At 71.7% G+C, this 22,210-nt stretch carries 21 protein-coding genes and 1 pseudogene; 11 read left to right on the top strand and 11 right to left on the bottom strand.

The window, feature by feature from the left end; all coding sequences use genetic code 11:
* Window positions 1–320: methionine adenosyltransferase domain-containing protein (locus IE311_RS35640; RefSeq protein ID WP_189836050.1), on the top strand; the 320-nt coding region annotated here is incomplete at its 5' end.
* Between the two features lie 44 nt (window positions 321–364).
* A complete protein-coding gene (locus IE311_RS35635; protein ID WP_189836049.1) occupies window positions 365–751 on the top strand; it encodes a hypothetical protein in 387 nt (128 codons plus the stop codon).
* 70 nt (window positions 752–821) lie between these two features.
* On the opposite strand, the gene IE311_RS35630 is transcribed toward IE311_RS35635, so the two are convergent.
* From IE311_RS35630 to IE311_RS35610, 5 genes are all read right to left on the bottom strand, one after another.
* Window positions 822–1,832 (bottom strand): hypothetical protein, encoded by a 1,011-nt coding sequence (locus IE311_RS35630; protein ID WP_189836048.1) that lies wholly within the window; start codon window positions 1,830–1,832, stop codon window positions 822–824.
* Window positions 1,833–2,125: 293 nt separating this feature from the next.
* Complete coding sequence (locus IE311_RS35625) at window positions 2,126–2,431, bottom strand: hypothetical protein (protein ID WP_189836051.1); 306 nt, start codon at window positions 2,429–2,431, stop codon at window positions 2,126–2,128.
* Window positions 2,428–3,420, bottom strand: a complete 993-nt coding sequence (locus IE311_RS35620; protein WP_189836047.1) for an oxidoreductase — start codon at window positions 3,418–3,420, stop codon at window positions 2,428–2,430. Before IE311_RS35620 ends, IE311_RS35625 begins: the two co-directional genes overlap by 4 nt.
* Before the next feature lie 109 nt (window positions 3,421–3,529).
* The gene (locus IE311_RS35615) at window positions 3,530–4,078 is read right to left on the bottom strand and encodes a carboxymuconolactone decarboxylase family protein (protein ID WP_189836046.1); all 549 of its coding nucleotides are present in this window, start codon (window positions 4,076–4,078) and stop codon (window positions 3,530–3,532) included.
* 284 nt (window positions 4,079–4,362) lie between these two features.
* The gene (locus IE311_RS35610; protein ID WP_189836045.1) at window positions 4,363–4,638 is read right to left on the bottom strand and encodes a hypothetical protein; all 276 of its coding nucleotides are present in this window, start codon (window positions 4,636–4,638) and stop codon (window positions 4,363–4,365) included.
* 109 nt (window positions 4,639–4,747) lie between these two features.
* Between IE311_RS35610 and IE311_RS35605 the strand changes: the two genes are divergently transcribed.
* The 8 genes from IE311_RS35605 to IE311_RS35570 all read left to right on the top strand — a co-directional run bounded on the left by IE311_RS35605 (window position 4,748) and on the right by IE311_RS35570 (window position 13,652).
* Window positions 4,748–5,728, top strand: a complete 981-nt coding sequence (locus IE311_RS35605; RefSeq protein WP_189836044.1) for a LuxR family transcriptional regulator — start codon at window positions 4,748–4,750, stop codon at window positions 5,726–5,728.
* Between the two features lie 394 nt (window positions 5,729–6,122).
* Window positions 6,123–7,487, top strand: a complete 1,365-nt coding sequence (locus tag IE311_RS35600) for a hypothetical protein (RefSeq protein ID WP_189836043.1) — start codon at window positions 6,123–6,125, stop codon at window positions 7,485–7,487.
* Entirely contained in the window at window positions 7,484–8,632 is a 1,149-nt protein-coding gene (locus IE311_RS35595; RefSeq protein WP_189836042.1) for a JmjC domain-containing protein, read from the top strand. The genes IE311_RS35600 and IE311_RS35595 overlap by 4 nt, the downstream gene beginning before the upstream one ends.
* 8 nt (window positions 8,633–8,640) lie before the next feature.
* Window positions 8,641–9,921 (top strand): MFS transporter, encoded by a 1,281-nt coding sequence (locus tag IE311_RS35590; protein WP_189836041.1) that lies wholly within the window; start codon window positions 8,641–8,643, stop codon window positions 9,919–9,921.
* The gene (locus IE311_RS35585) at window positions 9,918–10,586 is read left to right on the top strand and encodes a 2OG-Fe(II) oxygenase (RefSeq protein WP_189836040.1); all 669 of its coding nucleotides are present in this window, start codon (window positions 9,918–9,920) and stop codon (window positions 10,584–10,586) included. The genes IE311_RS35590 and IE311_RS35585 overlap by 4 nt, the downstream gene beginning before the upstream one ends.
* The gene (rsgA, locus tag IE311_RS35580) at window positions 10,583–11,620 is read left to right on the top strand and encodes a ribosome small subunit-dependent GTPase A (RefSeq protein WP_189836039.1); all 1,038 of its coding nucleotides are present in this window, start codon (window positions 10,583–10,585) and stop codon (window positions 11,618–11,620) included. Before IE311_RS35585 ends, rsgA begins: the two co-directional genes overlap by 4 nt.
* A 169-nt stretch (window positions 11,621–11,789) precedes the next feature.
* Window positions 11,790–12,329 carry a carboxymuconolactone decarboxylase family protein gene (locus IE311_RS35575; protein WP_189836038.1) on the top strand — a complete coding sequence of 180 codons (540 nt, stop codon included), beginning with the start codon at window positions 11,790–11,792 and terminating at the stop codon, window positions 12,327–12,329.
* 24 nt (window positions 12,330–12,353) lie between these two features.
* Entirely contained in the window at window positions 12,354–13,652 is a 1,299-nt protein-coding gene (locus IE311_RS35570) for an MFS transporter (protein WP_189836037.1), read from the top strand.
* Between the two features lie 79 nt (window positions 13,653–13,731).
* Here IE311_RS35570 and IE311_RS35565 read toward each other — a convergent pair whose 3' ends face one another.
* The 3 genes from IE311_RS35565 to IE311_RS35555 all read right to left on the bottom strand — a co-directional run bounded on the left by IE311_RS35565 (window position 13,732) and on the right by IE311_RS35555 (window position 17,031).
* The gene (locus tag IE311_RS35565; protein WP_189836036.1) at window positions 13,732–15,243 is read right to left on the bottom strand and encodes a multicopper oxidase family protein; all 1,512 of its coding nucleotides are present in this window, start codon (window positions 15,241–15,243) and stop codon (window positions 13,732–13,734) included.
* 223 nt (window positions 15,244–15,466) lie between these two features.
* On the bottom strand, window positions 15,467–16,012 hold the full coding sequence (locus IE311_RS35560) for a carboxymuconolactone decarboxylase family protein (RefSeq protein ID WP_189836035.1): 546 nt from the start codon (window positions 16,010–16,012) through the stop codon (window positions 15,467–15,469).
* A 17-nt stretch (window positions 16,013–16,029) separates the two neighbouring features.
* A complete protein-coding gene (locus IE311_RS35555) occupies window positions 16,030–17,031 on the bottom strand; it encodes a hypothetical protein (protein WP_189836034.1) in 1,002 nt (333 codons plus the stop codon).
* 318 nt (window positions 17,032–17,349) lie between these two features.
* Between IE311_RS35555 and IE311_RS35550 the strand changes: the two genes are divergently transcribed.
* Entirely contained in the window at window positions 17,350–17,709 is a 360-nt protein-coding gene (locus IE311_RS35550) for a hypothetical protein (protein WP_229902373.1), read from the top strand.
* A 74-nt stretch (window positions 17,710–17,783) separates the two neighbouring features.
* On the opposite strand, the pseudogene IE311_RS37425 reads toward IE311_RS35550, so the two are convergent.
* The 3 genes and pseudogenes from IE311_RS37425 to IE311_RS35540 form a co-directional block, all read right to left on the bottom strand.
* A pseudogene (locus IE311_RS37425) lies at window positions 17,784–17,966 on the bottom strand (DUF6924 domain-containing protein); the annotation flags it as partial.
* A gap of 138 nt (window positions 17,967–18,104) precedes the next feature.
* Window positions 18,105–18,719, bottom strand: coding sequence for a YdeI/OmpD-associated family protein (locus IE311_RS35545; protein ID WP_229902372.1), 615 nt, complete (start codon window positions 18,717–18,719; stop codon window positions 18,105–18,107).
* A 534-nt stretch (window positions 18,720–19,253) separates the two neighbouring features.
* Window positions 19,254–21,665, bottom strand: a complete 2,412-nt coding sequence (locus IE311_RS35540) for a DEAD/DEAH box helicase (protein WP_189836032.1) — start codon at window positions 21,663–21,665, stop codon at window positions 19,254–19,256.
* Between the last annotated feature and the right edge of the window lie 545 nt (window positions 21,666–22,210).

Raw genomic sequence — 22,210 nt, 5'->3', positions numbered from 1 at the left:
GGGTCGCGAAGAACGTCGTCGCGGCCGGCCTCGCCCGCCGCTGCGAGGTGCAGGTGGCGTACGCCATCGGCAAGGCCGAGCCGGTCGGCCTCTTCGTCGAGACCTTCGGCACCGAGGAGATTCCGCTCCACCTCATCGAACAGGCCATCACCGAGGTCTTCGACCTCCGCCCCGCCGCGATCGTCCGCGACCTCGACCTGCTCCGCCCGATCTACGCGGCCACCGCGGCCTACGGCCACTTCGGCCGCGAACTGCCCGACTTCACCTGGGAGCGTACCGACCGCGCCACCGCCCTGCGCACCGCGGCCGGCCTCGGGTGACACCCCCATGGCGTCACCCACACCCGTCTCACGAGAGGACCACCATGGCCGCCCCCGTCCCCACCCACCTCAGCAACCCCTTCTTCCTGGAGCCCGCTGCCATCGACCTCGCCCGCGGCCGCGTCGAGGTGCTCATCGCGGACTTCCGCGCCGGCGCCTGGGCGCCGACCCCGCTGGAGAGCCGGGTCGCCGAGCTGCTCCTCGCCTCCACCACGGGCGACGGCATGCTCACCGCCCGCCGCGTCCGCGCCGCCCTGTGGGAGGGCGACCTGGCGATGACGTACGAGAACGACGGCCGCTTCGCCCAGCTCCTCGCGGACCTCGTGCCGGTCCTGGACGAGCCCGAGCTCACCTCGATCGACATCGTCGACGCCGCCGGCGAACTGGTCGCCGCCATCGCCACGACCGGCTCCGCGGCCCTCGCCGCCTGAGCGGGCGCGGTACGGGAAAGGCCCGGCCGGATTCCTCCGGCCGGGCCTTTCCCTCGTTTCGGCGGGCCGCTCAGGCGGCCCAGGGTGCCAACGGGTACCAGATCAGGTCACGCCGGGCCAGCATCCGCACGTCCCAGTAGAGGACCAGGAACACCCCGGCCGCGATGAACGCCGCGGCCATCAGCGCCGACGCCCGGCTCGGCCGCCGGGTCAGCCACCGGTGCAGCCGGTCGCCGAAGAAGCCGGTCACCAGCAGGAACACGAGCCCCATCACCAGGATGTTGCCGAGGCTCTGCAGCGCGAACTCCAGGCCCGCGTACAACGAGTTGCGGCTCGCTGCGGCGTCCCGGAACAACTGGCGGAACAGCGGGAAGGGCCGCCCGATGAGGAACGCGCCGATCAGCCCGCCCATGAACAGCATGGGGGCGTCCGGCCACACCCGGGTGAGCCGCGCCAGCGGATCGCGCACCACACCGACGGCGGCGAGGCCGAGGTACGTCATGACCGCGCCGAGCAGCCCGTAGACCACCATCGCCTGGATCAGCCGCCCGGAGAACCCGCCACCGCCCTGGCTCTCGTCGAATTGCGGCATGCCCGTACCGAAAACGCCCACCATCATGCCGTACACCGCCGACACCGCGACCGCGCCGAGCGCGAGCCGGCCGAGCGGCCGCAGCGCGGCGGCCATCCGGCCCCGCCGTGAGGTGGCCCGGGAGCCGGTCAGCGGGGCGAGCGCGCTGAACACGGCCACGTTGCACGCGGTGAACGTCCCCGCGACACCGGTGACCAGAGCGAACACGAGTCCGGCGACCGCGCCCGCTATCGGGGTGCCCTTGGCCGGATGCCCGAGCAGCGTGTCCGCGATCGTGTCGCCGATGGTCCTGTCGACGAACTGCGCCGACCACACCACGGTGAGCGCGAAGCCGAACAGCGCGCTGACACCGATCACCAGCGCCCGGCGGCGCGGCACATGGCCGTTGAAGAAGAACGAGGAGCTGCGAGCATCGGAGCCGGACTTCCCGGCCGGCCGCTCCTGCGGCCGGGACCGGACCGGAGCGGGCCGCTGCGCGGTCTGCGCCATGGCGGGTCGCCTTTCCAGACGTGGGGGTGGGGTGTGTCGTGGCGCCACGCTAGGCCCGCCCCGCCCCCGCACACCGTTCAGGAGACGCACGCAGCACGATGGAGGAAGCCGGAATCCCGACTTCGGGAAGTCACCCCGGAAGAACGCGCTTTCGACCGCCGCAAGGGCATGTCGCACCCCGACCGGGGCCCGGCCCACGGGCTGTACCGCCCCGGCCGACCGCCGACCCGTTCCGCGCCCGGCAGCCGGTCCGCCGCGCTACCGGACAGCGCGCCGCGCCCCGCCCCGCCCCGCTACCAGGGCCCGTGCGCGACGTATCTCGCGTACGCGGCGGCTTCTGCCGCGCGGGCCGAGGAGACCTCGGTGTCCGGCCCCGTCCGCCACGCCGCGCCGGTGACGTCCGGCAGCTCCATGTCGAAGCTGCGCCACATCCAGGCCCAGGCCGCCACCGGCCGGAACCGCTCCGGCCGTTCGATGCCGGCACCCACCCCGGCCGCGACACCCACCTCGGCCGTCACGCTCTCCTCACCCGTCACGCTCTTCTCGGCCGCGCGCCGGCTCTCCTCGACCGCCGGGTCGACACCCGCGCCCGCGTTCATGCCCGCGCACCCGTCACCGGGCACACCACGACAGCGGGTGCGGACGCCGTTTCCGCCGCCGACGGGGGTGCTTCGAGGACCGCGGGCTCGCACACGTACCGAACCCCGGTCAGCTCCTCCGACAGCGTCCACAGCCGCCCCTGCTCCGCCCCGCTCCGCGCCGCCCGGCTGGAGCGGGCGAGCTCGGGCGCGCCGCGGCCGCCGAACCGCTCCGAGGGGCCGAGGTACGCGCCCCCGTGCACCGCCGGATCGACGGCGGCACGCAGCGACGGCAGGGCCGCCGCCTCGACCGGCTGGGCCAGCCACCGCATCCCCGCGGCGGCGAGCGGCCGCGCCAGAGCGGGCGGATCACCGTGCCACAGGGCGGTCGGCGAGAGCCCGGGATGCGCGGCGACCGACACGGTGGCCGCGCCGGCCACGGCCAGCCGGCGCTGCAACTCCCGCGCGAACAGCAGACTCGCCAGCTTCGACCGCCCGTACGCGGTCATGGAGCGTCGGCCGGTCGAGGACCGGGCCGCCGCCTCGTCCAGGCGGCCGAAGCCGACCCGGTGCGCGAGGCTCGCGACCGTCACCACCCGGGAGCCGGGCACCGAGGTCATCAGATCGAGCAGCAGCCCGGTGAGCGCGAAGTGCCCGAGGTGGTTGACGCCCAGGTGCGCCTCGAAGCCGTCCTCGGTACGCCGGTACGGCGGGAACATCACCCCGGCGTTGTTGACCAGCAGGTCGAGCCGCCGGTGCCGCTCGCGGACGAGCCCGGCCGCCCGCCGCACCGAGGCGAGCGACGTCAGGTCCAGCGGTACGACCTCGGTGCTGCCGCCGACGCGCTCGGCCGCGGCGCGGCCCCGCTCGGTGTCGCGACAGGCGAGGACGACGTGCGCCCCGCGTGCCGCGAGCACCCGGGCGGTCTCGAGGCCGATGCCCGCGGAGGCACCGGTGACCAGCGCGGTCCTGCCGCTCTGGTCGGGAACGTGCGTGGTGGTCCACCCCATGACGCCTCCTCGGACGACGAACCGGCGGGACAGAACAGGACAGGAGAAGACAGGACGGAACTGAACGGGGCCGGGCCGGGCCCGGCCGGTTGGGAGGAACCCGCCCGGGTCACGTCGCCAGCGCGGCGCCGTACCCGTTCTCGACGATCAGCTCGGCCGCGAAGTCGTAGAACGCCGGGTCCGCCGGAACATCGGTGGCGAGCCCGTTCACGTACCGGTTGAACATCGAGAACGCGGCGGTGATCAGCACCGTGTCGTGCAGATGGGTGTCGGTCGCGCCCTCGGCCCGAGCCGCCGCGATCGCCTCGTCCGAGACCGGCGCGGCCTTCGCCTGAACCTCGGCCGCGACCTTGAGCAGGGCCTTGAGCAGCGGGGAGACCGGTGCGGTGGCGACGTCGGCACGCACCGCGGCGACGAGCTCGGCGCCGCCGTCGAGCTGCGCGGCGGCGAACGCGCCGTGCGAGTCGGCGCAGAAGTCGGTGCGGTTCAGGTGCGAGACATACGCGGCGATCAGCTCGCGCTCGCCCCGGGAGAGCGGCGACGGGCCGCTGCGCAGCAGCGTCTCGGCGACGGCGGACAGCACCCTGCCCGTGTCGGGGCGCTGCGCCATCAGCCCGCTGATGCCGGGAAGGTCGTTGGTGATCTCGATGTGGGGCACCGGTAGGTCCTCGTCGTCTCGGCGGCGTTACGGAACGCCCCATCGTCGGGAGCGGTGGCCCGGGCGGCCAACTCCTGGCGTGCGGACCTCGCCCCGCGCCGGGTCCGCAGCTCCGCACACAGGGAGAAGCGTCCCGCCGTCCGCTAGTCCAAGAATGAGGACGTGGCAAGGAACAGCTCGCGAAACGCGGAGACTTCGGCAGGTGGTCGTAGCACTGCGATCACGTCGCGCCGCCCTGCCTTCCGAGGCCCGGCCCCGCGAGGCCCCGTCCGGACCGCCCGCTCTCAGACGGCGGCGGGCCGCACCAGCCGCCAGCCGCGCAGCACCGGGGAGCCCTCCACGGCCCGCTGGCACACCGCGCGACACCGCCGGACGGCGTGCGCGCCGTCCGGGGCCAGCAGGAACGCCGCGCCCCGGGCACCGGCCCGGCTGGTGTGCACCCGGACGTGCTCCACGCCGTCGTCGGGCCCGCACACCGCCCACAGGGCTGCCAGCAGCGCGTCGTGGGACGCCTCGGGCGCATCCGGCGGCTTGGTGAGGGCGAACTCGACGAGGTGCACGCACCGAGTGTGCCGCACCCACCCGGCCGGTCCCAGGGCCGGCACCGGCCACGAACATGCCGTGGCACGCATGTGCCCGGTACCCGCAGACGACTCAGGGGGGTTTCTGATGCTGGAGGTTCTCGGACTGGATCCGGCCACGGAGGCCGTCTACCGGCTGATGCTCGCGCGCCCGGCCTGGGGCGTGGACCGGCTGGCCACGGCCCTGGACACCGACCGGCACACGGTCACCCGGGCCCTCGACACCCTTGCCGACCTCGCGCTGCTGCGTTCGGCGACGGCGGACGACGCACCGGGCCCGGGCCGGCTGGTGCCGCCCCGTTCCGGACTGGGCGCCCTGCTGGAACGCAGACAGTCGGAACTCGCCCGTACCCAGCTGGAGATCGACGCGACCCGGGCCGCGGTCGCCGACCTGCTCACGGACTACACGGCGCTGGGCCGGGAACCGCTGCCCGGGGGCGGGACGGAGCGCTTCGCCGGCTCCGAGGCCGTCCGCAGGACACAGGCCGACCTCGCCGCCCGCGCCACCGTCGAGTTCCTCGCCCTGGTACCCGCCCCGGCGGCGGACACCGACACCGACGACCCGTGGCGGCTCGACCTGCCCCTGCTGCGGGAGACGGCGACGCGCGGCGTCAGGGTACGGATCCTGGCCACGGACCCACCCGAGGGCCTGCGACGCCCGGCCGCAACGGGGGCGGAGGTCCGGGTCCTGCCGTCGTTGCCGGTGCGGCTGAGCCTCGCGGACGGATCGGACGCCGCCCTCCCGCTCGACCCGGCCGAACCCCGGGACGGCGTCGTGCTGCTGCGCGAGCCGGGCGCGCTGGCGGGCCTGCGGGCGCTGTTCCAACAGCTGTGGGACGCGGCCGAACCGCTGCCGGGAACGCCCGCGCCCGGCGCGACGGGCTGCACCCCCCAGGAACGGGCCCTGCTCCGCCACCTCGCGGACGGGCTGACCGACGAGGCCGCCGCCCGGCGCCTCGGCATCTCGCTGCGCAGCGAACGCCGGCTCATCTCCCAGCTGTCCGAGCAGTTCGGCGCCCGCAGCCGTTTCCAGCTCGGTCTCGAAGCCGCCCGCAGCGGCCTCGTCTGACACAACAATGCCAGGCAGTTCTGTGCCATCGAAAAGTGCTGACAACCCTCTCGAAGCCGTGCCAGAGTCATTTCCAGAACGGACCGGAAAGCAAACGAATCCCTGCCGGACGGACCCGCTCGATTCCAACAGAATTACTCCCCCAGCCGCACCCGACAGCTGAGGGAACGGAACCCCAGAGAATCCAAGAAATCAAACGGAAAGGAAATGCACCCATGGAGAACGACAAGAACCTGGTCATGGAGATCCTTGAGGACGACAACTTCGACTTCGAGGCCGAGTTCGGTCCGCGCCAGGACGTCGGCCACTGAGGCCCGCACCGCAACGCGGCCGGTAGTCCCGAGCGAGGGCACCGGCCGCGTCGGCCGTTTTCCCCGAACGAGTGGTGAGTTGGATGAGCATCGACACGAAGAGCTGGAAGGCGTTCGCGGCAGCCCACGCCCCGGACCTCACCCGCACCGTCTTCCTCCCCGGCCTGGTCACGGACCCCGGACACCTCGCCCGGCTGATCGACGACAGCCTGCGCACGGCCACCCGGCACGCACCCGGCGAGCTGCGCCTTCGGGCCTTCCGCCCGGGCGCGTTCGACTACCGGCTCACCCAGCGCCTCGTGACCACGCCGCTGGCCGACGACGAGCGCGCCGTCGACTGGCTGACCCGCACGGCCGAGACCGACGAGGAGTGCCTGGCCGTCAACGACGTATCCGCCTGGAACCTCGAGCTGGCCGCCGAGGTCGCCCGGATCGTCGGCGAACTCGACGCGGAGGGCGTCCACGAGCTGGTCTCGGGCACCGACGTGTACACCTTCGTCGCCCACTCCGGCTGGACCCCGTTCGGCATCCACAAGGACTCCGAGCCGTCCCTCATCTTCCACCTCGGGCCGAGCCCGAAGGAGGTGTTCGTCTGGCACGACCAGCCGTTCGACGCCTCCGGCATCACACCGAACCCGTCGTTCGGCCGCATCACCTTCGACATCGAGGAGCACCTCGGCACCGCCGAGCGCTACCTCCTGCGGCCCGGTGACTTCCTGTGCATCCCGCAGGACACGTACCACGTGTTCCGCAACCTGGGACCGTCGGCGTTCCTCGGCCTGACCCTGTACCCCGCGAAGACGCGCACCCTGATCACCGAGGCCCTCTGGCGCGCGAGCCCGCCCCCCGCCCCCCTCCCGCCCTACCCCCCGGCCCACGCCCTCCTCGCCACCGCGGAATCCCTCCTGACCCCCCGCGGCCACGCCCCCGCGACGCTCCCCGCGGCGCAGCCCCTCGTGCCCGCGGGAGCCCCGGCGGCGCCGGCCCCCGTGCCCGCCCCGGCCCCCGTGCCCACCCCGGCCTCCGTGCCCACCCCCGCCTCCGTGCCCGGTTCCGAGGGATCCCCTCTCCTCGCCCGCGTCGCTCACGAGCTGACCCTGACCCAGCTGCGGCTGCGGACCACCGGTCACCTCGGCCGACCGCACCAGGCCGCGCTGCCCCGCACCGCCCCCGCCCGCGGTTCCCAGCTGCGCTGGGCCCGGCCGGGCGTCCTCGCGGCCGTGCCGCACCCGGACGGCATCGGCAGCATCCTCGTGGCCCGGGGCCGCACCCTCACGGTCCCCGGCGTGGAGGCCGAGGCGTTCGCCCGGCTGACCGAGGCGACCACGTCCACGGCCCCGTTCACGCTCGACCGGCTCGCCGCGGCGATGCCGTCCGCGCTCGACGCGGCGGAGCGCGACCGGATCGCCCGCACCCTGCACACCACGGGCGCGGTGATCGCGCGATGACCACCCCGACCACCCCGACCGTGCCCACCGCCCCCGCCCCCTTCGACGCCTTCGCCCACGCCCAGGCCCTCCTCACCGGCCTCGGCGCCGACGAGCTCCCACCAGCCGGCGGCGTACGCCTCCACGAGCCCGCCGAGGGCGCGGACGCCGTATGCGAGGCCCTGCTGGCCGGGGTCTGGTCCGCGCTCGCCCGGCCCGGGGCGCTCGCCACCAACTTCCGGCTCGTCGAATCGGGCCGCCAGGTCGACCGCAGCCGCTGGATGCGCTCCCGCGTCGGGGACGGCGAGATCCTGCACACCGCCCTCGTCCCCGGCTATCTGCACAGCGCGGTCGAGCGCGGCGCGACCCTCGTCATCAGCCACCTGGAGGCCCTCGACGAGCGGATCATGCTGCTCTGCGAGGCGTTCGAGTACCAGCTGCGAGCCCGCGCCTGGGTCAACTGCTACATCACCGCGGGCGCGAACTCCGCTTTCGACGTGCACAGCGACGACCACGACGCGCTGATTCTCCAGCTGCTCGGCACCAAACACTGGGAGGTCGACAGCCGCGTCGGCGCCCGCGCACGCGGCCTCGCCCCCGGCAGCCTGGACCGCGTCCTCACCCCGGGCATGTGCCTGTCGGTGCCGCGCGACACCGCGCACCGGGTCTCGGGCACGGGCGAGCTGACGGTCCATCTGACCGTCGGGTACGAGCCGTTCGCGGATGTCCGCGAGGAGATCAGCGCGGCCCGCGCCCTGGTCGCCACGACCACCGGCACCACCCCCACCCCGCGAGCCCACTCCGACCGGCCCGACCGGCCCGACCAGCTCGACTACCTCGCGGGCCGCCTCGCCCTGCGGCCCGACCGCCGCCCCGGCGCCTCCCTCCGCAGCGCCCTGACCGGCGAGATCGGCGCCACCACCAGGATCCGCTGGGCCAGCCGCTTCCCCCCGTACGTGACCACGGGCGACGAGCATCTGACCGTCACCACGATGGGACGGCGCATCCGCCTCGACCGCCGCCTGGAGCGCACCGTCGCCCTGCTCGCCCGGGGCGGCGCCCTCACCCTCGACCAGCTCGCCGCCGACAGCGACCTGCCCGACGCCGAGCTGCGCGCACTGCTCGCGTTCGGGGCCCGCCACGACTTCCTGATCTGCGAAGGATGACCCGTACCGTGCCCACCGCCACCCTCAAGGACCAGGCCGCGACGCTTCGCGAGCCCCGCTTCGCGACGTTCTTCACGGGCCACGTCGTCTCCAGGCTCGGCGACGCGCCGGTGCCCGTCGCGTTCGCGCTGGCGGCCTACCAGATCTCCCACTCGGCGGCCGGGCTGACCTGGGTGCTGTTGTCCCTGTGGGCGGCCCGCTTCCTCCTCGTCGCCACCGGCGGCCGGCTGGCGGACCGTCACGACCGGGTCCGGGTGATGATCTGCGCCGACGTACTGCGCCTGGTGGCGCAGGGCACGCTCGCGGTCGTGGTGATCAGCCCACTGCAACTGCAGAGCTGGCACCTGTGCCTGTCCGCGGCGTTGTACGGGGCGGGCACCGCGCTGTACAACCCGGCGCAGATCGGCCTGATCCCCGAACTGGTCCCGGAGGACCGGCTCCAGCGGGCGAACGGGCTGCTGTCGCTGGTCGCGGACGTCAGCTTCCTGCTGGGCCCGGTCCTGGCGGGCGTGCTGATGGGCACGGCCGGCTTCTCCTGGATCCTGGGGCTGGACGTGCTGTCGTTCGCGGTGAACCTGATCTGCCTGCTCCGCCTGGCGCGCCTGCACACCCCCGCCCGCCGCACGGCGCCGGCGCAGACGCCCCCCACCCCGACCGGGACGCCCGCCGAGCCGAACCCGACCGGGACTCCCGACACCCGCTTCCGCGCGGGCTTCGCCATCATGGCCCGCTACCCGTGGTTCTCCTTCGGCATGGCCCTGTGGTTCGTCGTCTCCCTCGGCATCGGCCTCACCGCCGTCGCGGGCCCGGTCATCGCCGTCGACTCACTGGGCGGCACCGGCGCCTGGTCCGTCCTCGCCACCTGCCTCGCCATCGGCTCCCTGCTCGGCTCCCTCGCCGTCATGTCGACCAGCAAGCAGCACCCGTGGAAGGCCGCCTCGGTGGTCGTGACCCTCGGCGCGGTCCTGCAGTTCGTCGCGCTGACCCTGCGCGACCAGCTGCCGACGGCCGTCCTCGGCGCCGCGTTCGCGCTGTGCGCGCTGACGACCGCCGCCTGCGGAATCGTCTGGGACACCGCGTACCAGAGCGAGATCCCCGAGCGGTACATCTCCCGGCTCGGATCCGTCGACAACTTCGTCAACGCCGCCGGGGTGCCCGTCGGCATGCTCCTCGGCGGCCTGTTCGCCGACCACTACGACACCGTCTTCCTCGGCATCAGCGTGGTGCTCGTCGTGCTGTGCGTCCCCGCTGCCCGCCTGGCCGGATCCGGAAGGAAAACCGCCGTATGAACCTCTCCAGCCTTCTCGACGCACCGGCCACCAACCCGGACGCGCGGGTGCACTCCGCGGGGGAGCGGTACATTGTCATCGACGACCTGCTGCCCGCCGCCGACTTCGAGGCCACCGCCGAGGCGTTCACCCGCATCAGCCTCAAGCCCGTCCTGAGCACGATCGACCCGGTGTACGACGGCTTCGCCTACCGGGGCGGCGAGGAACGCCAGGAACTCGCGCGGAACGCCGACGACACACCGAGGTGGCAGCGCGCCGTCAAGGAACGGATCACGGCCCACCTCGACCTGCTCGCCGCGCCGGGCCGCGCCGAACACCTCTCGCTCACGCTCAGCGCCTGGGGCTACCCGGCCGGGTCCCGGCTCAGCTGGCACAACGACGCGGGCGCCGGACGCATCGGTGCGTACGTGTACTTCACACACCGCGCCTGGGACAGCGACTGGGGCGGCGGCCTGGCCGTCTTCGACGAGGAGTCCCGCGCCGACGCCGCCGACGGTGCCGCGCTGGTGGACTCCGCCAGGCACCCGGCGCTGATCCTGCCCCGCCCTAACCGCCTCGTCGTCTTCCGCTCCCACACCATGCACGCCGTCCAGCGCGTCGACACCACGGCGGGCGACCGTCTGCGCCGCACCTGGACCGGCTTCATCACCGAGGACACCCCGTGACCGACACCCTCACCCCCCTCTCCGCCCTCACCCACCTCGGCTGGACCGACGGCGACCCCCACCCGGCCACCGGCACCGCCCTGGCCCGCGTCGTGGTCCACCACGGCACCCGCTGCGAGGTGCTGGCCGCCACCTCCGACGGCACCCTCACCGCCCACACGGCGGACATCGCCCCGACGCTGCCGCTCACCCCGGTCGCGGGCGACTGGGTGGAACTCGGCCCCGGCGGCCGGGTCGTCACGGTCGCCGCGCGACGCGCTGTCCTCACCCGCGCGGGCTCCGCTGGCCAGGGCCGCCAGGTCCTCGCCGCGAACATCGACACGGTCCTGATCGTCGTGCCCCTCGCCGGCGGCCTCAACGCGGCCATGGTGGAACGCCTCTCCGTGATGGCCTGGGACAGCGGCGCCCAGCCCGTCCTCGTCCTGTCCAAGAGCGACACCACCGACGACGGCGGAGCGCGGGACGCCGCCGCCGCCGAACACCTCAGCCCCGGCATCCCCGTCCTGCCCGTCAGCGTCCGCACCGGCGAGGGCCTCGACACCCTCCGCGCGCACCTCGGCCCCGGCACGACAGCCGTGATGCTCGGCCCCTCGGGCGCGGGCAAGACCTCGCTGCTCAACGCCCTCGAAGGCACCAGCGAGGCGGTCGCGAGCATCGGCAGGTCCGGCGGTCGGCACACCACCACCACCCGCCGCCTGCACCTGCTGGCCTCCGGCGGAGTCCTTCTGGACATCCCCGGCATCCGCTCCCTCGAAGTCGCCGCGGGCCGTTCGGCCGTCGACGACGTGTTCACCGACATCGCCGCCCTCGCCCCGTACTGCCGCTACACCGACTGCGGCCACGACGGCGACCTGGGCTGCGCGGTCGAGGAGGCCACCCGCGCCGGCACGCTGCCCACCACCCGACTTGCCACCTGGCACAAGCTCCAGGGTGAGATCGCCTACCGCAGGCGCCGCGAGGACCCGGCGGAGATGGCCGACACCCGCCGCCAATGGAAGGCCGTCAGCAAACAGGCCCGCCGCAACCGCCGCTGACCCCACCGGCCGAGCCCCGCTCCGCCCACACCCCGCCCGGCACGGATCACCGCCCACGCGGCAGAGAGCGGCATCAACTCAAGTTGGCACATGGGAAGTTGGCAACCATCGCCCTCACATGCCCAGGATGAGGCCGCGACCTCCGCCCCGACCAGCTAAGGACCCACCGGTGCCGCACATCACCCTCGCCAACGACCTCCCGGGCATTCGCGGTCTGATGACCGACCGACCCGACACGGCCATCCCCCTCAACGACCTCGCCGACAGCCTGCTGCGGGGCCCCTCGCCCCTCACCCGCGGCGAGCGCGAACTGATCGCCGCGTACGTCTCCGAGCTCAACGCCACCCGTTTCTGCGCCGACACCCACGGTGCCGCGGCCGCGGCCCAGCTCGAAGGCGGCACCGCCCTGGTCGAGGCAGTGCGGCACGACCCCGACAGCGCCGACCTCACCCCCCTCGTACGGGCGCTGCTCCGCGTCGCCGCCGAGGTCCAGGCCGAAGCCGTACCGGTGACCGACGCGGCGATCGCCGCCGCCCGCGCCGCCGGCGCCACCGACACCCACCTCCACGACACGGTGCTCATCGCCGCCGCCTTCTGCATGTACAACCGCTACGTCAGCGGCCTGGCGACCGCCCTGCCCACCGCCCCCGACTACTACGAAGAAGCCGGCCGGCGCATCACCGCCCACGGCTACGCCGCCGCCGTCTGACCGCCGACCGAGAAACGGCCCACCATGTCTGCGCACCCTCCGAAGAAGGACCACCGCCGCGCGGTCACCGCCACCGTCGTCGGCAACTTCATCGAATCCTTCGACTGGCTCGGCTACGGCCTGTTCGCGCCGCTGTTCGCCGCTCAGTTCTTCCCCTCCGACAACGCCCTCACCTCCCTCCTCGGCGTCTTCGCCGTCCTCGGCGTCGGTGTCCTCATGCGCCCTCTCGGCGGCATCCTCCTCGGCCGCTACGCCGACCGCCGCGGCCGCCGCCCCGCCCTCATGCTCGCCGTCTCCCTCATGGCGGGCGGATCACTCCTCATCGGCCTCACCCCGGGCCACGCCCACATAGGCCTGCTCGCCCCCGTACTGCTGCTCCTCGCCCGCATGGCGCAGGGCATCTCCCACGGCGGCGAATGGCCCGCGGCGACCACATACCTCATGGAAGTCGCCCCCGACCACCGCAAGTCCACCTACGGCAGCCTGTTCTCGCTCACCACCTGCGCGGGCGCGTTCACCGCCTCTCTCCTCGGCGCCGTCCTCACCGCCGCGCTCGGCCCGGACACGATGGCCGACTGGGGCTGGCGGGTGCCGTTCCTCGTGGGTGGCCTGCTCGGCCTCGTCCTGCTCCTGCTGCGCAGCCGCCTCGCCGAGACCGAGGTCTTCGAACGCGAGGTCCGTACCCGCCGCGACCGCGGCTCACTGCGCCAGGTCCTGTCCACCCACCGCCGCCAGGTCCTGCTCGCCGTCCTGCTGGTCGCGGGCAGCGGCGCCGTCGGAGGCACCTGGCCCTCGGTCGTCCCCGCCCTCGGCGGCCGCCTCGCCCCGCCCGGCACCATGCTGTGGGCCGTGGTGACCGCCACGGCGCTGATGATGGTCCTCAACGTGCCCATCGGCCTGCTCGCCGACAAGATCGGCGCCACCCGCCTCCTGGTCGGCGCGGGCGTCCTGTTCTCCGTGACCGGCTCCGTCTCGTACCTCACGATGACCGGCACGTTCACCAGCCTGCTCTTCGCCTACGGCTCCGGCGTGGTCTACCTGGTCTGCGTGACCACGGTCCTGCCCAAGCTGCTCACCGACATCTTCCCGGCGCAGAACCGGGCCCTGGGCGTCGGCCTGCCGAACGCCGTCACCGGCGCCGTCCTCGGCGCCATCGGTCCCGCCGCAGCGACCTACGCGGCCGAGCACGACGCCGACGGCTGGTTCGTCGCGGGGGTCATGGCCGCGGTGCTGCTGTCGATCCCGGCCACCCTGCTGGCCCGCCGCACACCCCGCCCCGCCACGCCCGCCCTCGACCGCTCGGAGCTCACGCTCGTACGGTGAGACGACAACGGTCCCGGCCCCCGACGAGGGGACCGGGACCGACGACGGCACGGCCGGCAGCACCGGCTCCGACGAGGCGTCAGACGATCTCCATCTGCGCCATCATCCCGATGTCGCTGTGCTCCTGCAGGTGGCAGTGGTACAGATAACGGCCCTTGTAGCCGCCGAACGTGGCCTGTACCCGCACCGTCTCACCCGGCCGCACCAGCACCGTGTCCTTCAGCCCGTTCTCGCCCGGCAGCGGCGGCTTGCCGTCCCGGTCGAGCACCCGGAACGGCACCAGGTGCATATGGAAGGTGTGGTTGACCGGACCGAACGGAGTGTCGGCGGGATCGGTGTTCGTGACCCGCCATATCTCGGTGGTGCCCTCCACGATCCGAGTGTCGACCCGGTTCGGGTCGAACGTCTTGTCGTTGATGGCGAATTCCTCGCCCGACGGCGAGAACGACAGCTTCACGTCACGCTCGACCGTCGCGGCCGGCAACGCGGGCAGCTCACGCAGCCGTCCCGGAACCCGGCTGGAGTCGAACGCCCGACGGGCCACGTCGAACCGCATCACCGGCTCGGCGACACCGCCGGCCACATCGTTGAGGACCAGCTTGCTGCCCACGGCCTGCGCCGAGAAGTCCACCACGATCTCGACCCGCTCACCCGGCACGATCAGGATCTTCTTACGGGGCAGCGGCTCCGGCAGGAGCCCGCCGTCGGAGGCGATCTGCACCATGTCCAGACCGCCCAGGTCCAGCTCGAGGTTCCGGTGCAGCGTCGCGTTGAGCACCCGGAACCGGTACTTGCGCGCGTCCACCGGGAAGTAGGGCGTCTGCCGCCCGTTGACGTGCAGCGTCGTCGGCATGGGGCTCGGCTCGAAGATCATGCCGCCGTTCTCGTCGAAACGCGCGTCACGAATCATGATCGGCACGTCGTACGCGCCCCGGGGCAGCCCCAGCGCCGCCTCGTCCCGGCCCTCGATCAGATAGAACCCGGCCAGCCCCCGGTACACGTGCTCGGCTTCCTTGGAACACGTGTGGTCGTGGTACCAGAGCGTCGCGCCCTGCTGCCGGTTCGGATAGTCGAAGACCCGGGACGTGCCCGGCTCGAGCAGGTCCATCGGAAAACCGTCGCTCCCCGGCGGCACGTGCCCCCCGTGCAGGTGCACGGTCGCCGCCCGGTCGAGCCGGTTGACGTACCGCACCTTCACCCGACGACCGGCCTTGGCACGGATCGTCGGACCGATGAACTGCCCGCCGAAGGTGAGCACCGGTGTGGGACGGCCCGGGAAGAACTCCGCCTTCGCGTGCTGCATCGGCAACTCGTAGACATCGGTGTCACCGAACGACGACACCGGCCTGAGCACCCGCGGCACCGGCAGCTTCTCCGAGAACGCCGTGTACGGCGGAGGCGTACCGGTGCCCGCCGTCGGCTCGGCCGACGCCGGCGCCGCCCCACCCCTGTGATGAGCGTGAGGGTCGGCGTCCGGAGCGGCCGACGAACCCGCCTCGGCACCCGCCGCGCTCTGACCCCACCACAGCAGCGCGCCACCCGCCGTCGCCGCACCGCCACCCATCGCCAGCAACCGCCGTCTGTTCAACATCTGTTCCCCCATTCGATACAAGCCGGAAGAAGGCGACCGTCCGGCCCGCCGGGAACACCCGCGAGGAAAAGTCACTCACTCCCGAGCCGAACAGACAATCCCTCATCGATCCTGGTCGCGAACGGCCCCGCCGGGCATCTTCACGAGTGCTGCGTCCGACGCATGACAAAGGGCTCCGGTGGCACGCGGCCACCGGAGCCCCAGGACACCGTTCCCGCCGGCGTCAGCCCGCGGCCTGCGGCAGATACCCCTCGGCCACCAGCGTCGCCCCGATCCGGTCGTACACCGCGGGATCCTCCGGAGTGATCGCCGCCAGCCCGTCGACATACCGATTGAACATGCAGAACGCGGCCGCGACGAGCACCGTGTCGTGCACGGCCTCGTCGTCCGCGCCCGCAGCCCGGGCGACGGCGACGTCCTGCTCCGTCACCGCACGGGCATTTCCCCTCACCTTCCCGGCGATCGCCAGCAAGGCCCGCATCCGCTCGCTCACCGACGCCGTCGCCGGATCACGCTGGACAGCCCGCACCAGCGCGTAGTCACCACCGAACGCATGCGCGGCGGCAGCCGTGTGCGATCCCGTGCAGTAAGGAGTTTCGTTCAGGTACGACACATACGCGGCGATCAGCTCCCGCTCGGCCACCGTCAGCGACGACGGCCCCCGCAACAACTGTTCGGCGAGCTCACTGAGCCTGCGGCCCGAAGCCGGCTTGGCGGCCATCAGCCCCCGGATCCCCGGCACCGGCGCCGGGACGGCAATGTGCGGCATGATCCCTGCTCCCCCGCCTACTGGTTGAACCAAGGAGTGGACGTCGGATCCGTCGACAGCTGGTTCAGGAGAAGGTTCGCGACCTTCTGCTGACCGCTCGCGGACGGGTGCACCCGGTCGGACACCAGGTCCGAGCACGCCCACTCCAGACCGTCGCTGCGGCCCGGCGTCCCCCCAGCCACACCGTCCGCACCCAGACCGTCCGCCCACATGTACGGACCCCACGACAGCCACGGCGCGACGCCACCCGCACCGTACGTCAGGTCCGAAGCACCGTTGATCTGGTCCTGGATCAGCTTCTTCACCGCCCAGCCCTGCTGATAGGCACCCGCACTGCGCGCCGGGTTGTACGTGTAGATGCGGCTCGCGACATAACCGAGTGCCAGGTTCGGGTGCTTCGCACGCGCGTTGCGGGAGATCGCGGCAAGCGAGTCACGAAGGTTCTGCGTACCCTGCGGGAAAGCCCCGAGGTTGTCCCCGACGTACTGCTCCTTGAGCCACATCACCTGCACCTGGGCGGGAGTCACCCCGGCGTTCGACAGCCGGGTCGCGAGCACGGACCACGTGGCGTCCGCCGGGTTCGCCCAGGCGCTGGCGTCCTTGCCACCCTGCGCACCGTCGACGATCACGAGCTTGCCGTTCAGGTTCGCGTACGAGTTCGCCGTCGCGATGAACTTCTGGAACTCCTGCGTGGTGTTGGACATGCCGATCGAGATCAGCACGACCTTGCCGTTCACCAGGTCCACCTGCCCGGAGGCGTTGCGCGGCAGCACCTGGTTCTGCGCGAGGTCCACACCGGCGTTCGTGTGCGCCGTCGGCCGGACGTTGCTGCCGCCCGGGTAGAGACCACCGGTCAGGCCGTTGTACGTACCCGTGCCCAGGTCGTTCAGCGGAACAAGACCGCTACGTGTGTACGAACAGTCCGTCTGCGCGGCTGAAGCGCTGGGCTGCGGTACCAGGGCGACACCGAGGGCGGTGACGGCGGCCGTCAGGTAGACGCCGAGACGTCCGGGCTTCATGACTACTCCTTCGGCAGAACAAGGATCAGGCCGGTCGGCCCAGACCGATGCTCGCCAGCCGGACACCCACCCGGCACCTCCTGCCGTGCGCTCCCTGCGCTCGAGATTCCCTTGCCGCACCGCACCTGAACAGACCCCGACACGTCCCGCAAGGCCACCCGTCGGGCCCGGCGCAGTGCGTGGGCGGGTGCCATCACCGGCCAACCGCACAGCCGGAACGCCACGGACGCTCGCAGCGATCGTGCCGTCATGCGAGCTGTGCCGACTGTGCCAAGTCGGATCCCCCACCCCGCCCAGCCCACCTGACACGATGGCCCCATGACCCTGCCACGCCCCCGCGGATCGTTCCTCTCGATCGGCTCGAAGGAATCGATACTCTCCATCGGCTCCGTCGGATCCGTGCTGTCCATCGGCTCCGTCGGCAGCGTCCTCTCGATCGGTTCGGTGGGCAGCGTTCTGTCCGCCGGCTCGATCGGCTCCGCCCTCTCCCTCCTCTCCACCGCCTCCTGGCTGAGCACGGGCTCCCTGCTCTCCGCCCAGTCCCGCTGGTCGGTCCTTTCCTGGCGCGCCCACCACGGCTTCCGCACCGCGAGCCGAACGCCGCCCCACACCCCACGGCGCGTACGAGGCACGCCGCTTGCGGCCGCAGACCTACCGCCGTCGACGATCAGTGGTTGAGCTCGCTCCGCGTGCGGCACCACGCCCAAGCGCGGGCCGTGGACAGTAGCAGCGACGCTGAGTCCCGGATATTCGTCTTCGTCCACCGCGGCAAGAACCTCATCAGCTGTCGCCCCCGACCAAGCAGGCGCGTCGACCACCCGCACTCTTGCAGGAAGCTCGTCGTCCGGCCCCCATGGCCGACACAGCTCACCGACCACCGCATTCCACGACTCGCCGTCGCTGAACTCGGTCCTGATGACGACAGCGTCGAACATGTCGCGTCCGACGAGCTCAGGCAGTACTCGCTCAGGGCCCTCCGGCATCGTCATGCCCAGGACTCTCCCACGCCGCACCGACACCCAGCCCCTCGGGAGCGATCCGGAAGAAACGGCCTGGTTCCGGTAGACGCCCGGTCACGATGTCGGCAGGTTCGCTGGCTTGGCCCGCTGCGGGTGGACCGTCTCGTGCCGGACCAGCATCGCTACGCACTCGGCGATCTTCCGGGCGCGTGTCTCGGCCCGCTTGGCGGCATTGACCCGGTTGATGAGGGCGAAGCGGTTGGTCTTGGTGAGCACTTCGAACATCGCCTGCGCCGCTGGGTCGGCGGCGATCGCAGCTCGCAGGTCGGTCGGCACCTCCGCTTCCGATGAGGGCGCATAGGCGGCCGTCCACCGGCCGTCGGCCTTCGCGGCGTCCACCGCGGCGCGGCCGGCAGGCAGCATCAGGCCGGCCGCCTCCAACCGGGCCACGTTGGCGACGTTGCGTTGGGACCAGACACTGCGGGGTCGGCGCGGGGTGAGCCGCCTCCAGGAACTCTCCTCGTCGCGCTTGCGGGCCTGGCCGTCGATCCAGCCGAAGCACAGTGCCTCGTCGACCGCCTGCTGCCAGGTCAGCGTGGTGACGGAGCCGCCCTTCCTGGTCAGGGCGAGCCACACGCCAGGGGAGATGGTGTGGTTGTTCAGCAACCACACGCGCAGCGCCGCGCTGTCGGCAACGATCAACTCATCCAGCTCGGTTCCGGTCACCACCACAGGTTAGTGCCGCAACCCGGTGCTGCGACCTGGCGCGGTGACTCGTCGAGCCCGCAGCGTCGGTGCCGGACCGGCTCGCCCTCATCGAAGCCACCGTGCAGAACGGCTGCCCGCACATCGCCCCCGGCGCCGTCCGCCGGTGTTGTCCGGAGAGCGGTGAGCGCCCGCCTCTCGGGGGGATGTAGGCGGGCGCTCACCGGGCATTCCCCTGACCGGGCCGGTCCGGATGCAGGCCGGACCTTCCGGATCCAGGAGAGGTGAGCGAGAAGCAGGCGCACGTGGTCGCGAACCTGCAGGGCCCGGACGGCGGCCGGATCGGCGCGGCCGGAGCTCTGCTCGCGCGTGCGGGGCACACCGCTTGCGGCCGTGGGCGTGCCGCCGTCGGCGACCAGTGGCTGAGCATGCTCCGCGTGCGGCACCGTGCCCGTGTGCGGGCGGTGGACAGCGGCAACGATGCTGGTCCTGGGGGTGTGGTGGTGACGTTCAGGAGCACGGTGGTGTGGTCGGTGCTCCGGGTTCTGTCCGGTGGTGTTACGCCTCTGCCCAGTCGAGTCCGAGTGCGGCGAGGGCGGTGAGTTTGTCCGCCGCGAGTTTGGCTCGGCGTGTTTTCTGGTTCATGATCCACACTCCGAGTCGGACCTCGCTGCCGTCCTCCAACCGTTCTACGTGGCCCCTGGGGACGGTTACGGACCCGGTGCGTTTCTTGTACTGGGCGAGAGCCGTTACGCCCCGTTCAAAGGGCGCCATGGGTGTCGTGGACGGTTCTGCGGCCGTCACCGACGCGGCTGGGCCTTCCGGCTCGAGTGCCGGTGTATGCGGGATAACGCCGATGGCTTCCAATCGCTCACGCTGTCCGTCGGTCAGGGCGGCCCACACCTCGGGCCGACGTTGCTTGGCCAGCCACTTCCCGATGTCCATCCCGTGCACGGTGACCCCGGGTTCGACGTAGGCGAGGATGGTTTCCTCGGCGAGCATTTCCCGTACGACGGCGTAGTGGCGTTGCCACTGGGCCGGCCACGTCGGGTTCCAGTCCGCGTCCACGGTCTCCAGCGCGGTCTTCCATTCCGGGTGATCGTCCAGGGCGCCGGGGCGGCGGAGGTTCGCGAGCCACTGCCCGATGGGCCGGTCCAGCATCGTCACGGTCCGGGGTGCGCACAGCGTCCAGTGCTCCTCGTAATACGCCTTCGCCGCTTCCAGGTTTTCCTGGAAGCGTTCATCGGTCACCGACCACACCATGCCCAGCGTCTCCAGCCGCTGAGCGCGCAGACCGTTCATCTCCCCAGTCCCGTAAGCGCGTCGCTGTTCCGCGACCCACTGCCCCAGCGGGAACGCACCCTCCCGGTGTCCGTACGGCACGCGCGCGTTCCCGACCCGCTCGACGTACGCCTTCAGCTTCGCCCAGCCGCGCGCCCAGTCCTGGCGTTCGGTGTCGATCACGTTGAACGACACCCAGTCGGCGACCATCACCGGGTCACGCGGAGCCGCGAAACGAAGCAGCAGACGGGATTCTTCTTCACCCTCCCCGGGTGCCGAACCAATATTCACAGACGGCTGCACCCAGTTTTTCTGAGGCTCCTGAGGGATGGCGAGCAATTCCACGGCCTCCTCGTCGTGAGCCCGCAACCCCTCCAACACCTTCACCAACGGCCGATACGACCCCGACGTGAACATGCCCTCCGGCTTCTCACCCGGCTGGAGAAAAACAGGCACGATCAACGAAGCAAGCTTGCCCTCACCGGGCTTCTGACGCAGCGCACGCCCGATGGCCTGCACGATGTCGTGCGGCGCCCCCTTGGGATCCAGCAGCGCCACACAGTCCACGGCCCGGATGTCGACACCCTCACCCAGAACACGACAGTTGGAGAGCACAGCACGCTGCACCGTGGTCCCGAAGGAGCCCAGCACCTCCCGCCGACGCTCCGGGACATGCTCGCCACACAGCCAGTCCGCCCAAACCCGAGCCGGGTACCTCTCCGGCCGGTCCGCGTACAGCTTCGCCGCCACACGCCCCAAACCCTCCGCGTACGCCTGCGCCTCCATCGTCCGGTGATGGAACGTGATGCACGACGACAGACCATGCTCCGCCATCGTGTGCAGCAACGCCGCCTGCAGCGCACCCAGCCGCTCCCCGCGGACCTTCTCGCTGTGCCGCTCCTCGCCCATCAGCCGCTCCGGCGTGACGACCGGGTCCTGAAGTTCCAGGACGATGATCTGGTACCGCGCCAGCAGCCCACGCGACACAGCCGACGCCAGCGACAGCTTGTAGAGGACCGGCCCGAACACAGCCTCGTCGTCCATAGAGGCCGCCATCTCACGCGGCAACGGATCACGCACCCCCTCCGCCACCTCACGCTCCCGCCGCTCCTCCCAGATCCGCGGCGTCGCCGTCAGATACAGCCGGCGGTACGACGGGATGACGCCCTGATCGTGGACGCCGGCCCACGCCTTGCCCATCGACCCGGACGTCCGGTGCGCCTCATCCACCACCGTGAGATCCATCGGCGCCAACCGCTGCCCGTAGACACCCTCGAACGCCTCCGCCAGGACCCCAAGCGAGGCGTACGTCCCGAACACGACCACAGGCCCAGAGCCGTGCCACAGAGCCAACTGCACCGGATTCGTCGTGGAACGCACCCTGAGGCTCCACAGCTCCGGGTCATCGATGAGGCTGCACACCGCAACCCCCGGCCCCGCATGCCCAGCCCCACGCCACGCCCGCACGGTCTGCGTCAGAAGATCCAGCGTCGGCACCAGCACGAGAACGCGACCCTGGGGCACGAGCCGCTTGGCCGACGCCGCCGCCATGATGGTCTTCCCCGTCCCGCACGCCGCGTGCACCTGCCCACGCAGACCATCGACGGGAATACCACCCGGCGGAACATCGAGACCACGCACAATGGCAGCAACAGCCTCGATCTGATGGGCACGCAGTTTCACGGCCATTCCCGTGTTCTCCTCTTCGCGGAATGCGGCGCGCAACCAGAAAGAAAGTCCGGCACGGCGAGTGGTGGGCCAGGGTAGTGGTGTCTCTATCCCAGACTCTACACAGCTAGCATCTGTGATGCATCACCCACGCCAGAACCGCACCCCCAGGGCGATACGTGACTCCATCTCACCCACTAACAGCCGTTTTCCCTGTATGCCGACAGGGCCACGATGGGCCGCAGTCTGTCGCCAGAGTGGGGGAGAAGCCCGGGTGGAGCGCAGCGGAGCCCGTCACTATGGTGAGGCCGACACCCCGTCAGGCCGATGGCCCATCACTCTCCTTGCGGGAGTAGTGACTGGGAATCCCAGACCCTACACAGGGCCCGCACGCGATGCACCCACCCTCGCAGCCAGCCAAGTGATCGCGCTTGCGCGATCACCCACAATTCGCGCTTGCGCGAATTGTGTCGCTTTGAATTCCGTTTACGGAATTCCATTCCGGCGCTTGCGCCGGAATACGCATTGCGCTTGCGCAATGCGCGCTCTATGCCCCGGCTTGCCGG

Source organism: Streptomyces zaomyceticus (assembly GCF_014656215.1).
GTDB classification, from domain to species: domain Bacteria; phylum Actinomycetota; class Actinomycetes; order Streptomycetales; family Streptomycetaceae; genus Streptomyces; species Streptomyces zaomyceticus.
Note: the sequence above shows the minus strand (reverse complement) of the source record. Positions and strands in the feature narration are given on the sequence as shown.